The organism is Streptomyces sp. NC-S4, from assembly GCF_054353315.1.
In genome coordinates, this window is sequence record NZ_CM135937.1 from 7997440 (window position 1) to 8010256 (window position 12817).

Below are 12817 nucleotides of genomic sequence, written 5' to 3' on the forward strand. Positions count from 1 at the left end.
GACGGCTGCCGGAGCTCGCGGAGTTGTGACGCCGAGCCCTGTGGGAGGCGGAGATGAACCGCGCCGCGTTGTTCGATGTCGACGGCACCCTCGCCGACACCAATCACCTGCACGTGGTGTGCTGGTGGGAAGCCTTGCGACAGTCGGGCCACGACGTCGCGATGCACGACATCCACCGCGCGATCGGCCTGCCCGGTGAGGACCTCCTCGCCCATGTGCTCGGGGAAGAGCGGGACACGAGCCAGGACGACACGCTCAGCGCCGCGCACAGCACCCTCTACGGCACGTACTTCGACCGGCTGCCCCCGTTGGACTCGGCAGCGGATCTCCTGCGCGAACTGGACCGACGCGGTTGGCGAGTCGTGCTCGTGACCTCGGCCAGGGACGCCGAGCTCGACGCGCTCAGACGGGCCGTCGACGCCGACGACGCCATCACCGCGACGGCGAGCTCCGACGACGTGAGCAAGGGCAAGCCCGCTCCGGATCCGGTGCGCCACGCCCTCGGCCTCGCCGACGCGCCCGCGCGGGGCGCCGTACTCGTCGGCGACACCGTCTGGGACATGCAGGCGGCCTCTCGGGCGGGCGTCGCGTGCGTGGGTCTGCTCTGCGGCGGCATCCCGCGGTACGACCTCGAAGAGGCCGGTGCCCGAGCCGTCTACCGGCACCCCGCCGACTTGCTCGCCCACCTCGACGGCAGTCCGTTCGCGGAGTTGCTTGAGAGGTGAGCTGCCGGGTAGGCGCAGGGTGTACGAGAGCACCCGTACCGCGAGGTGAGCTTCATGGAACGATCCACCGAGCCGGAACCCGAGGGCCCCGGACCCACGCCGGAAGGCCCGGACCCGGTCCCCCGGGACCCGCGCCCGGCCGGCCCGGGCGACAAGCCGCCCCCGGCCGGTCCGGCCCCGGAGCAGCCTTCGCCCGCCGAACGGCCCCCGGTGCAGGAACCTCCCGACTGAGAGGCCAGTCATGTCAACCAGCACACTCATCGCCGTCATCGCCGTCGCAGCGGTCGTCGTGATCGCGCTCGCGGTCGGTTTGTGGATGATGGCCCGCCGCCGTCGCCTGCGGGACAGGTTCGGCCCCGAGTACGACCGCACGGTCGAGGCGGAGGGCGGCCGCACGGCCGCCGAACGCGAGCTGCGAGCCCGTGAGCAACGCCACGACGAGCTCGAGATCAAGGACCTGCCTGCCGCACGGCGAGACCAGTACGCCGTCGAATGGAGCAGCGTCCAGGAACATTTCGTGGACCGGCCGGAAGGCTCCGTCGGAGAGGCCGACGAACTGGTGTCGCGACTGATGCGCGAGCGGGGATATCCCACGGACGACTACCGCGGTCAGCTGCGTGATCTCTCCGTCGAACACGGCCGGACCCTGGATCACTACCGGGCTGCCCACGACGTCAAGGTGCGCAGCACCGATCGGAGGACGACAACCGAGGAACTCCGCGGGGCGATGGTGCACTACCGAGCCCTGTTCGACGATCTGCTGAGCGACCGGAGGAGCCGGTGACATGCGCAACCGGACGAGTAGTGACGAGCGAGCCGGCGACGCCGGCATCACGACGGAAGACATAGCCCGTCCGGCGCCGCGGCCGGACGACGGATCCGGCGAAGCGGCGGCCGACCGGCGGACGCCGCCCGTGTACCCGGGGGAGGCCACCGAGGACGCGGGCGCCGCGGAGGGCGGGACCCGCGAGGGCGGGGACGCACTCCCGATGGATCGCGAAGCCGGGACCGGCCCCGCACGGTCGGGTGGCGACGAGCCACTGCTGGGTGCCGAGGACACCGCGGAATACCGCAAGGCCTGGAGCGAGATCCAGGGCCGGTTCGTCGACGACCCGCAGGAGGCGGTCAGGTCGGCCGACACTCTCGTCGCGGAAGTGATGCAGAGCCTCGCCCGAACCTTCTCCACCCACAAGCAGGGGCTGGAGGAGCAGTGGGGCCAAGGCGAGCAGGTCGCGACCGAAGAGCTGCGACTGGCCCTGCAGCACTACCGGTCGTTCTTCAACCGCCTCCTGAACACCTGACCCCTAGAAGGACGTCCAGGTGAAGGAGACCCGGTCGCCGGCGCTGAGCTTGAACTGGCAGCCGCCGACCGGGGTCGGGGTGCCGTTGACGGCGATGCTCCAGTACGCGGAGCCGCCACCGCTGACGTTCTTTATGGTGTCGACGGAGAAGTCGTCGAAGGACGCGTACCAGGTGCCGTCCCAGGTGAAGCCCTTCTTGTGGGCGGCGTCGTCGAGGGCGGCCGTCGGAGTGGGGACCTCGGACGGGTTGGCGCCGCCGTTGGTGCCGTCGCACTTGTGCGTGCCACCGGTCGCGGTGGTGACGTCGTGGCCCTTGGTCCTGATCTTGCCCTTGAACAGCAGCCCGTCGGGGCCCTGGACGGTGAGGTCCACCTTCACGGCCGCGTTCGTGTTCGGCTTCGGCTTCGCCTCGGCCACGGCCGGAGCGGTGGCGAGGGCGAGACCGAGGGCGAGCGTGGTGACCACGGAGCGGCGGACGAGGGTCTGGCGCATGGAAGGCCTTCCTGAGCGGGTCTTCGGATCTGCTCGCGCGAACCCTCCGACCCGCACCCGCGCACACCCCGTACGGGCGTCCTTCGGGAGGGCGCACGGGGATGCCGGGCCGGGCTGGGGCTTCGTACTGCAGACCGTGACAGTGGGAAGCGGTGCACATCGCACCCCGGGTTCTCCGACTCACGGCGTTTCGGACGCCGTTCACGGTTGCAGGTCAGCGCCGGATTCCCACCGGCTTCCCCCAGTTGTGCATGCATTCTGTTGCGGCTCGGGCCGCGGCGGGCCGGAGCAGAACGCATCGTACGGCCTGGGGAGCGGGGACCGGGGGCGAATCCGCAATCCGGCCGGCCCCGGGCCGGGGTCAGTGGTCCGTGATCACCGGGTGGGGGACGTGGGTGCGCAGGCCGTCGGGCATCTCGGCGACCTGCGTGAGGATGCGCCCGGGTGGCATGAGGAGCGCGCCCGCGAAGTAGTTGGCGAGCCCGATGCGGGCGAGGCCGTCCGCCTGCGGCGGGGACGGGCCGGCCGCCTCGACCGGTCCGGTCAGCAGGGGGCCGTACTCCAGCGGCGCGAGCTGCGTGGCCGGCTGGAAGGCGCGCTGCCCTTCGCCGAGCCAGGGCGAGAGCAGGAGCAGTCCGCTGTCGGCGTCGAAGCGCCGCGCGTCGGCGGAGCGTTCGGGGCCCGCTTGGAGCACCTTGATCCCGTGCCGGGTCGCGAGGCGGCCCGTGAGCGCGTCCGCGGCGCGGGCGACCCGGCCGAGGCCCAGTGCCTCGGCGGTCCGCTCGGCCACCGTCTCCAGGGCGCTCCCGGCCCGCACCTGAGGGCCACTGCCGGGGGCCGGCCCCCGCAGGCGCCCGCGCGACGGGTCAGGAACCGCGGCGCCAGGGGATCTCGGCCCACACCTGCTTGCCGCCGCTGAGCGGCACCGAGCCCCAGGCCGTCGCCGTCGCCTCGACGATGAGCAGCCCGCGGCCGCCGGTCGACTCCCAGCTCACCCAGACCGGTTTGACGGGGCTGCGCGGAGACCCGTCGTTCACGGCGATCCGCAGCCGGTCCGCCGACAGGGTCAGATCCATCCCCACCTCGCCCTGGGTGTGCGCGATGGCGTTGGTGACCAGCTCGGACGCGATCAGCAGGGCTTCGTCGATTTCCTCCACCACTCCCCAGGACCGCAGGGTACGGGCGGTGAAGCGGCGCGCGTGCAGGACCGCGTTGGGCAGCCGCCACACCGTCCAATGGGCCCGCATCGGCCGGTCCCCCTGGCCGTCGTAGCGCAGCAACAGCAGCGCCACGTCGTCGTCGCGCCGGCCCACGCCGACGACCAGCTCGTCGGCGACCCCTCCGACATCGTCCGGGTCGGCGGTCGCGAGCACGTCGCACACCCGCCGTACGCCCTCCTCCAGGGGCAGCCGGGCGGACTCGACCAGGCCGTCCGTCAGCAGCACGAGCAGGGTGCCGGGGACCAGTCCCGCCTCGGTCATGGGGAATTCCGCTTCCGCGAGCACCCCCAGCGGGGGACCGCCCTCGACCGCCATCTCCTCGGCGACGCCGTCGGGATGGCGCAGGAGCGGTGGCAGATGGCCGGCCCGGACCACCCTGGCGATGCCCTCCTCCATGTCCAGGTCCACGTACCCGCAGGTGGCGAACAGGTCCGTCTCCATGCCGGCGAGCAGCCGGTTGGCCCGCGCGACCACCACATCGGGCGGGTGGCCCTCCACCGCGTAGGCCCTGACCGCCGTACGCATCTGGCCCATGATGGTGGCGGCTCCCGCGCTGTGCCCCTGTACGTCCCCGATGACGAAGGCCACATGACCGTCGCGGAGCGGAATGACGTCGTACCAGTCCCCGCCGACCTCGAGTCCGGCGGTCGCGGGCAGGTAGCGGGCGACAGCCACCCCGCCCGGCAGCTCCGGGAGCTTGCGCGGCAGCAGACTGCGCTGGAGCATCGTGGCGAGTTCGTGGCCCGCGTCCAGGGCGTGGGCGCGTACCAGCGCCTGCCCCACCAGCCCCGCGGTCGCGGTCAGCAGCGACCGCTCCTCCGGTCCGAACCGGTGCTCCGCGTCCCACCCCACCAGACACACCCCGACCATCCGCCCGTCGGCGGGCAGCGGCAGCACCGCGAGCCCACCCGGGCCGACGCCCAGCAGACCGGGCTCCAGGTCCGCCCCCGGCGGCCACAGACTCAAATGCCCCCCGCGCAGCGCGCTCTGCAGGGTGGGCAGATCGCTGAGCGCCACGTCGGGCCATTCGGACCGCCACTCCGAGCGCCAGACCTCGGGCCAGGCATCGGGCTCCGGAGGATCGAGGGCGGTGACGATGAGCCGTTCGGGCTCCAGCTCGCCGACCGCGACCCGGGAGGCGCCGAGCGGCTCGCGCAGGGCGGCGACCACCAGCCGGCTGACCTCCCGGATGGTCGCCGCTCCCGCCAGGGTGGCCGACAGCCGCTGCACGAGGGAGACCTCGTCGGCACTGGGGCGCAGGTAGGTGGCATCGGCCACCACGCCCAGGACGCGCCGCGGCGTGCCGTCCGGGTCCAGCTCCACGCGGCAGCGCAGCCCCAGCCAGCGCAGCTCGCCGTTCGGGCGGCGGATACGGAACGCCAGCTGCTGTCCGGCGGCGGCCAGCCGGTTCGGCTCCACGAGCGCCATCAGAGCGGGCATGTCGTCGGGCACGGCGCAGGCGAGCACGGTCTCCACCTGCCCGTCGAACTGCCCGGGCGGCAGACCGAGCAGTTCCAGCACGTGCGCGTCGGCCTCCATGCGGCCGGTGGCCAGCTCCAGGATGAACGCGCCGCCCTGGTCGGGTACCAGCGACTGGGCCAGGTGGGCCTGCGGGGACTTGCGTCCGGCGAAGCGGCCGGCGACCGATTCGAGTCCCGTGGCCACCTGGTCGGCGTAGAGCTCCAGGAGGCTGCGGTCGTCGGCGCTGAAGCCGTCCCCGGTCTGCCCGGCGACGATCAGGCAGCCGAGCTCCTGGTCGTCGTACCCCAGCGGCAGTGCGCCCAGCGAGATCCTCGCGGGCGAGTGGGGCGCGCCGTTGCGCACCCTGGTGGGGAAGTGGTGGGGGTCCTCCTCGATGAACGTGGCGAGTTCCTTGGGGGCCAGCCACAGCGGGCGGCCGGAGCGGAAGGCATTGGCGGCGGGTGAGTGGCCGGCCACGGCGAGGATCGCCGGCAGCCCGTAGAGGACACCGCGGTTTCCGGTCAGCTCGGCGAGATGGAGTTCCCTGCCCTGGTCGGCGACCACGTAGACAGCGGCGAGCTCGGCCCCGCAGAACGAGAAGCGATGGCTGTTCACCGTCCGTATCGCCTCCTCCCGGGGCATCGCGCCGACCGCCCTCCCTCCATGCTGTCGCGTCCCGGACCGTCCGGGCGACTCCAGGGGTACTACGCCGGACCTCCGGCCGGCCGCTGCCCCTCGTCCGCGCTCCGGTCCACGACGACGACCGCGGCGTCGTCGGCCAGCCGGTCGTGGGTGTGGCGGAGCAGTGCCTGGTGCAGGCCCTCCAGGAACGCCTTCCGGCTGTGGTCGCGCATGGCCGCCATCGCCTCGGCCAGGTCGAAGAAGGCCTTGTCACGGTCGCGGGCCTCGATGACACCGTCGGTGTACAGGAGCAGCCGGTCCCCGGGCGCGAACGGAAAGCGGTCCGCCCGGCCGGGGGGACCGCTGACGAATTCCTCCAGACCCAGCGGCGGCAGGGGAGCGGTGGGCATCAGGGGCCGTACCACGCCGTCGCGCAGCAGCAGCGGGGGCGGGTGGCCACGGTTGATCACGTCGATGTACGGGCCGTCCGGGATCTGGGCCACGAGCGCGGTGACGAACCCCTCCAGGAGGGCGTCCGCGTTCCCGGCGCCCGAGACGTAGGCGTCCCGCAGCAGGGCCGCCTCGCAGCGGTCGACGACCTCCATCAGGTCGTCCTCGTAGTGGACGGCCTCCCGGAAGGCGCCCAGCACGATCGCGGCGGCCCGTACGGCGGGCAGCCCCTTGCCCCGGACGTCCCCGACGATCATGCGGACCCCGTACCGGGTCTGGACCACGTCGTACAGATCGCCGCCGATCTGGGCGCCCGTCTCGGCCGCCAGGTACATGCTGGCCGCCCGTACGGAGCCCAGCCGGCCCGGCACCGGCCGCAGGACGACCGCCTGGGCGGTCGTGGCGATCCGCCGGACCTGGTTGAGCTCGTTCTCCGTGCGCGTGCGCGCGGAGCGGCTCGTCATGAAGCTCGCCACCGAGACCAGGAACAGGGCGAGGAAGTTGGTGTAGACCTGCTGGCTCCCCCAGGCGCCGTTGTAGCTGGCGGTGGCCACGCTGACACCGACGGCCACCCCCGCCGCCGCGAGCGTGCCCTTGGGGCCCATCGTCACGGCCGCCAGGGCGGGCGTCGCGACCAGCAGGGGGCCGGTGTAGAGGACGTGCAGGGGCGTGAACTCGACGAGCAGCACCATCAGGGCGATCGCGAAGGGCACACACTCCGCCAAGACGAACAGGACCTGGTGGTGGCCGTCGGCTCGCGGTCCGGAGGGCGAGCGCACGGGCGCTCTCATGAGTACAGACTGCCTCGCCCGCACCCGTGGCCGCCACCGGGGTCCACCGCGAGCGCGGCCGCCCGGCGGCGGCCGGGACGGCGTGTGCCGGGGCGGCCGCACCACGGGCCGGGTCGCGCTAGGGTCCCGGGTGACTCCGGCGGCGCCGCAGGACGCCTGCCCCGGTCAGGACCGCCACCGCGGCGACGAACGCGGCCGACAGGCCGTAGACCATCGGCGCACCCACGTCGAGCCCGTCCGGCGCGATGGTCCGGGCGGCGACGACGGGCGGCGTCGCCGGCGGTGCGGGCGGCGCCGGGGGGTCGAGCGACCCGACCGGATCGACCCGTCCCGCCGCGGCGAAGCCCCAGTCCAGCAGGGACCGCGCTTCCTCGTACACGGCGTTCGCCCCGCCCCACTGGGGGTTCATCACCGTCGCCACCAGGGTGCGGCCGTCCCGGCGGGCGGCCGCGATCAGCGTGAAGCCCGCCTGGGAGGTGTAGCCGTTCTTGACGCCGATGATCCCCGGGTACCGGCCCAGCCCGTCCTGACCGGTCACCAGCCGGTTGGTGTTCTCGATCCCGTACGTCCAGGTCGGGCTGCCGTCGGTGTTGGTGCCGCCGGGGAAGCGGGCGTCGGCGGTCGCCGCGTACTCGGCGAAGGCGGGGTCGGCGAGGCCCGTGCGGCCGAAGACGGCGAGGTCGTAGGCCGAGGAGGCCTGGCCGTCGGCGTCGAACCCGTCCGGGGAGACGACGGTGGTGTCCCGAGCGCCCAGGGCCCGCGCCTTGGCCTGCATCTGCGCCGACGTGACGGCCCAGCCGCCGTTCATCTCGGCCAGCACGTGCACGGCGTCGTTGCCCGAGCTGAGGAAGACCCCCCGCCACAGGTCGGCCACCCGGTAGGTGCGGTCCGCGGACAGACCCACCGTGCTGCTCCCCTCCGGCACCTCGTCCAGCTCGGCCTCGGTGACCGTGTGCCGGCCCGTGCCGGGCAGGTGGGGCAGTGCGGTGAGGGCGAAGAGGGTCTTGAGGGTGCTGGCCGGTGGCAGCCTGCGGTGTGCGTCGTGGGCCGCGAGGACCGCACCGGTCCCGGCGTCCGCCACCAGCCACGACAGGGCGGACAGGTCGTCCGGCAGCGCGGGCGCCCCCTGGCGCGCCCGCACATGGGTGCCGGCCCGGTGCAGCAGTGAGGCGTCGACGGCCGAGGCTGGGCGCGGCGGCAGCGGCTCGGCCCGGGTGGTGCCGGCGGCCGTCGGCGCGAGGAGGACCGATGCGCCGACGGCGAGAGCCGCGGCGCCCGCGCCGGTCCTGCGCCCGGAGGATCTGATGCTCATTCATCCAGCGTAGGAACGCATCGGGCCGCGCGCAGCGACACGTACGCCGACCGGTGGTTGGCCGGAGCACGGACACGGAGACCGCTACGCGCGGAAGGCCTTCCCCAGGACCTCGCCGAACCCGGCGGGGTGCGTCGTCAGGCCGGTGTGTCCGCCGGGGAAGTGCAGGAGTTCCGTACCGAGGTGCTCGGCCAGGAAGGCGGCCGGACGGTAGAGCAGTTCGCCGCGGGAGTCCTGGCCGACGGCCGGCGTCAGCCGGTCCGCCAGTGTCTCCAGCCGGCCGATGTCCGGGACGTAGGACATGAAGGCGGGGACGATACGGCCGACGAAGTACGGCAGGTCGGCCATCGTCCGCTCGGCCCGCGCAGCGGCCCGGGGCGGCAGCCGGACCTCGGGGCCCGGCCCGGCGGCGTCGCCGTCCCCCCGCAGCCCGGCGGCGAACACGGCCATCGCCGGCATGAGCCCCTCGGTGCGGAGCGTCTCCTGCACGCGCGCGAGGAGCAGCCGGTGATCGGGGGCGTCCGGCAGTACCTCCACCACCGGAGGCTCGTGCGCCACGACGCGTACGAGGCGTTCGGGACGGACGGTGAGCAGGTGCAGGGCCGCGATCGCACCCGAGCTGGTGCCGAACACCCGGGCGGGCGCGCCGGGCGACAGCAGGTCCACGAGCCGCAGCGCGTCGTCGGCGTGCTCGGCCACGGACTGCTCGGCCTCGGGGTCGTCCAGCGGGCTCCGGGACAGGCCGCGCGGGTCGTAGGTCGCGACGGTGTACTCGGCGGCCAGGTCGTCGGCGATGGGGTCGAAGGCGGCCGCGCCGCCCGTCCCGCCGGGCACCAGCAGCAGGAGCGGGCCCCGGCCGCGCACCTCGTAGTGCAGGGTCGCGCCGTTCACGCGCAGGGTGCCGATGTCCGGGCCGGTCATGAGGAGTCTCCTTCTCGGGTCGGGGGCCAGTGCTCCAGGAGGGTGTGGAGGGCGTCGAGGGCGCGCATCCAGGAGAGCTGCGGTGCACGCTCGTGCGCGAAGGCGTCCGCGGCCTCCAGGGCGACGAACCCGTGGAAGGTGCTGCGCAACAGCCGGACCGCGTCGGTCAGGTCGGGCTCCGTCAGCCGGTAGCCGCGCAGCATGCCGTAGGTCAGCTCGATCGCGCGGCGCGGTCCGGGCGCCCGTGCGGCCAGCTCGGGGTCGATCCGGATCGGGCTCTGGGTCGCCGCGTAGCGGCCCGGATGCGCGTGGGCGTACTCCCGCCAGGCGCCGGCGAACGCGACGAGCGCGTCCTTGCCCGCCCGTCCGGCCGTGGCCTGCGCGATGCGGAGGGTCTTCTCGTCCGCCGCCAGCAGCGCGATCCGCCCGCGCAGGTCCTCGAGGTTGCGCACGTGCGCGTAGAGGCTCGCGTCCTTCACCCCGAGCCGCCGCGCCACCTGCGACATGGTGACCCGGTCGAACCCGACCTCGTCCGCCAGCTCGGCGCCCGCGACCGTCACCCGCTCGGCCGTCAGTCCTGCTCGTGCCATGCGCCCTCCATTCCTAGGAGTCTTAGTTTTAGTCTAGGACTCCTAGGAAAAGAAAAGCGAGCCGGTTTTCCCGCCCGCCGCCGGCCGGCCGTGCGCCGCCCGCCGGGCGCCCCGGCCGGCCGGGGCGGGTCAGACGATGTCCTCGGCGATCTCCGCCTGCTCGCGGGCGTTGCCGTAGGCCGACGGGGTGCCGTACGAACGGCGGGCGACGTACCACCAGACGCTGGCCAGGACCAGGACCACCGCCAGGGCGATCACGGCGTAGTTCATTGAGTCGATGGTGACGGGGGACTTCTGGGGGAGGCAGAAGAGGACGGTGACGAGCGCCACCCACAGGACGGCGATCCAGCCGATCGGCCTGCTCCAGCGGCCCAGGTTCCAGGGGCCGGGCTCGAAGCGGTTGCCGGCGCGCAGGCGCAGGTAGATCGGGATGGCGTAGGCCGGGGTGATGCCGATGACGTTGATGGCGGTCACGGCCCCGTAGGCGGTGGCGGAGTACAGGGAGGGGAGGGCCAGTACGCCCGCGACCACGACGGAGAGCCAGACGGCCGGCACCGGCGTCTGGGTCCGGCCGCTGACCTTGCGCCACAGCGCGGAGCCGGGGAGCGCGTTGTCGCGGCTGAAGGCGAAGACCATCCGGCTCGCCGCGGCGACCTCGGCGTTGCCGCAGAAGAGCTGCGCGACGATGACGACGAGAAGCAGGGCGGTGGCGCCGCCGGAGCCCAGCGCGTCGATGAAGATCTGGGCGGGCGGGACGCCGGTGGCGCTGTTCTGGACGGCCGCGTAGTCCTGGATGGCGAAGGTGAGGCCGGCGAGCAGGGCGAAACCGGCGATCCAGGAGACCCAGATGGCCCGGACGATGCCCTTGGCGGCCGATACGGAGGCGTTGCTGGTCTCTTCCGACAGGTGCGCGGAGGCGTCGTAGCCGGAGAAGGTGTACTGGGCGAGCAGGAGTCCGACCGCGGCCACGTAGAACGGGTTGGCCCAGCCGGTGTCGTTGACGAACTCGGTGAAGACGAACGACGCCGACCGGTGGTTGTCGGGGACGAAGGCCAGGGCGCCGACGATCACGGCGACGCCGCCCAGGTGCCACCAGACGCTGATGGAGTTGAGCACGCTGACGAGGCGGACGCCGAAGAGGTTGAGCGCGGCGTGCAGCAGCAGGATGCAAAGGAAGATCAGGAAGGTGGAGCCGGGGGTGGGTACGAACCCGAAGCGGAGGTTGAGGAAGGCGCCGGTGAACAGGGCCGCGCCGTAGTCGATGCCGGCGATGGCGCCCAGCAGGCCGAGGAGGTTCAGCCAGCCCGTGTACCAGCCCCAGCGGCGTCCGCCGAGCCGGTCGGCCATGTAGTAGAGCGCACCGGAAGTGGGGTAGGCGCTGGTGACCTCGGCCAGGGCGAGACCCACGCAGAGCACGAAGAGGCCCACGCCGACCCAGCCCCACAGCATCACGGCCGGGCCGCCGGAGCCCAACCCGAAGCCGTACAGCGTCATGCAGCCGGAGAGGACGGATATGACGGAGAAGCTGATGGCGAAGTTGCCGAAGCCGCCCATCCGGCGCGCGAGGACGGGCTGGTAGCCGAGTTCCCGCAGGCGCTGTTCCTCGTCCTGCTGGGGTGGAGCCTTGCGGTCCTGGCGGGCGGCCCAATCGGTTCTGGACACGGCGGTACCTCCGGGGGTCTGTGAAGCGCGGGGACGGTGGTGCCTGGGGGTGTGGGTGCGGCCGGGTGGTGTGGGTGCGGCCGGGTGGTGCTGGCGGTGCGGGTGCTGCAGGTGGTGCAAGGGGTCTGCGCCGTGGGGGAGGGCGGCGGGGGTCAGTTCCGGCCGGCCAGGCTGCGGGACCTGGCCTGCAGGAACACCTCCTCGGCCAGGGCGCGGTCGGCCGGGTCGCGGGTCCGGTGGGCCCACGGCAGGGTGGTCCAGTACGGGCCGATCGTGTCGAAGACCCGGGCCGCCTCGTCGAACTGGAGGGCTCCCCACAGGGCATGGGCGAGCTGGTTCAGATCGAGCGGGGAGGCGCGCGGCAGATCGGCGTGGTGGAACCAGGTGTCCAGGGCGTGAAGGGCGTCGCGGACGGCGTCCTCGGCGACCCAGTGCAGGTCGAGGGCCCGCTCCTGGCCGCGTTCGCGACGGTAGCGTTCGACCCGTACGTAGAGCGGCAGGACGTGCACGGCGGATCCCGGCGGGGCGGAACCGGCCGCCCAGTGGACGAAGTTGGCGGCCTCGGAGAGCGGTCCGGGCGCGCCCGCGTACACGAACTGGAGCATGCGGTGGTAGGCCTCGCGGTTGTACGGGTCGCGCTTGTCGACCTCGGCGAGGATGCCCCAGGGGCCGGGAGGCAGCATGGGAGCGGGTGGCGCGATCCGGTGCTCGGCCATCTGGCGCTGCTCGTCGAGGAGGGCGAGGGCGAGCAGGCAGACCCAGGGCACGGGGTCGGCGGGGCTGATGCGGGCGGCCTCCCGGCAGGTCGACCAGGCTTCCTGCCACAGCTCGCCGGTGCGGGGGTGCCCGGCGCGGTGGGCGCGGACGGCCCGTTCGACGCTGACGCGCGTGTGCATCACGAGCGCGGCGACGCTGTGCGGCTGCTCGGCCCGCCAGGCCTGGACCACGTCGGAACCGGCGGAGACGGCGGCGAGCACCTGGGTGCGCTGGGTCCACAGCCCCCAGTTGTCGGTGCGCTCCAGTAAGCGCGCCATGGAGACCCAGCGGCCGGTGCGCAGGTCCTGGGCGGCGGAACGCAGCTCCTTGTCGTGCCCGGCCGGGTGGTAGACGGGCCGGAAGTCGTTGCCCGCCATCACCTCGTCCCGGTCGACGGGCGGCGGCCCGTGCGGGCGCGTTCTGCGGTGGTCGTGATCATCAGTCCTCGGATCGCATGGAAGGTGGGTCCATCCGGCCGCCGACTGCCGTGATGCAGCCGTGCCCGGTGCCAGGGA

At 73.3% G+C, this 12817-nt stretch carries 13 protein-coding genes and 1 riboswitch; of the genes, 4 read left to right on the forward strand and 9 right to left on the reverse strand.

All coding sequences use genetic code 11. The annotated features are described in order from the left end of the window. Positions 1-53: 53 nt before the first annotated feature. From ACXNSR_RS35775 to ACXNSR_RS35790, 4 genes are read left to right on the forward strand one after another with little or no spacing between them, the layout of a single operon-like run. Positions 54-725 (forward strand): HAD family hydrolase, encoded by a 672-nt coding sequence (locus ACXNSR_RS35775; protein WP_458639482.1) that lies wholly within the window; start codon positions 54-56, stop codon positions 723-725. Positions 726-779: 54 nt separating this feature from the next. Continuing rightward, complete coding sequence (locus ACXNSR_RS35780) at positions 780-956, forward strand: hypothetical protein (protein ID WP_458639483.1); 177 nt, start codon at positions 780-782, stop codon at positions 954-956. Positions 957-966: 10 nt separating this feature from the next. Then, complete coding sequence (locus ACXNSR_RS35785) at positions 967-1509, forward strand: hypothetical protein (RefSeq protein ID WP_458639484.1); 543 nt, start codon at positions 967-969, stop codon at positions 1507-1509. A 1-nt stretch (position 1510) separates the two neighbouring features. After that, positions 1511-2026, forward strand: coding sequence for a hypothetical protein (locus tag ACXNSR_RS35790; protein WP_458639485.1), 516 nt, complete (start codon positions 1511-1513; stop codon positions 2024-2026). Between the two features lie 3 nt (positions 2027-2029). Here ACXNSR_RS35790 and ACXNSR_RS35795 read toward each other — a convergent pair whose 3' ends face one another. The 9 genes from ACXNSR_RS35795 to ACXNSR_RS35835 form a co-directional block, all read right to left on the reverse strand. Further along, a complete protein-coding gene (locus tag ACXNSR_RS35795) occupies positions 2030-2518 on the reverse strand; it encodes a DUF4430 domain-containing protein (RefSeq protein ID WP_458639486.1) in 489 nt (162 codons plus the stop codon). Positions 2519-2686: 168 nt separating this feature from the next. Then, a riboswitch (cobalamin riboswitch) is annotated at positions 2687-2760 on the reverse strand. A gap of 119 nt (positions 2761-2879) precedes the next feature. Further along, positions 2880-3308 (reverse strand): ImmA/IrrE family metallo-endopeptidase, encoded by a 429-nt coding sequence (locus ACXNSR_RS35800; RefSeq protein ID WP_458639487.1) that lies wholly within the window; start codon positions 3306-3308, stop codon positions 2880-2882. A gap of 76 nt (positions 3309-3384) precedes the next feature. Beyond that, positions 3385-5814, reverse strand: a complete 2430-nt coding sequence (locus tag ACXNSR_RS35805) for a SpoIIE family protein phosphatase (protein WP_458639488.1) — start codon at positions 5812-5814, stop codon at positions 3385-3387. An 89-nt stretch (positions 5815-5903) separates the two neighbouring features. After that, complete coding sequence (locus ACXNSR_RS35810) at positions 5904-7061, reverse strand: PP2C family protein-serine/threonine phosphatase (RefSeq protein WP_458639489.1); 1158 nt, start codon at positions 7059-7061, stop codon at positions 5904-5906. Positions 7062-7179: 118 nt separating this feature from the next. After that, the gene (locus ACXNSR_RS35815; protein WP_458639490.1) at positions 7180-8373 is read right to left on the reverse strand and encodes a D-alanyl-D-alanine carboxypeptidase family protein; all 1194 of its coding nucleotides are present in this window, start codon (positions 8371-8373) and stop codon (positions 7180-7182) included. 84 nt (positions 8374-8457) lie between these two features. Continuing rightward, complete coding sequence (locus tag ACXNSR_RS35820) at positions 8458-9294, reverse strand: alpha/beta fold hydrolase (protein ID WP_458639491.1); 837 nt, start codon at positions 9292-9294, stop codon at positions 8458-8460. After that, positions 9291-9884 (reverse strand): TetR/AcrR family transcriptional regulator, encoded by a 594-nt coding sequence (locus ACXNSR_RS35825; RefSeq protein WP_458639492.1) that lies wholly within the window; start codon positions 9882-9884, stop codon positions 9291-9293. The genes ACXNSR_RS35820 and ACXNSR_RS35825 overlap by 4 nt, the downstream gene beginning before the upstream one ends. Positions 9885-10013: 129 nt before the next feature. Beyond that, positions 10014-11438, reverse strand: a complete 1425-nt coding sequence (locus ACXNSR_RS35830) for an amino acid permease (RefSeq protein WP_458643483.1) — start codon at positions 11436-11438, stop codon at positions 10014-10016. A gap of 260 nt (positions 11439-11698) precedes the next feature. Then, positions 11699-12679 carry a hypothetical protein gene (locus ACXNSR_RS35835; protein ID WP_458639493.1) on the reverse strand — a complete coding sequence of 327 codons (981 nt, stop codon included), beginning with the start codon at positions 12677-12679 and terminating at the stop codon, positions 11699-11701. Between the last annotated feature and the right edge of the window lie 138 nt (positions 12680-12817).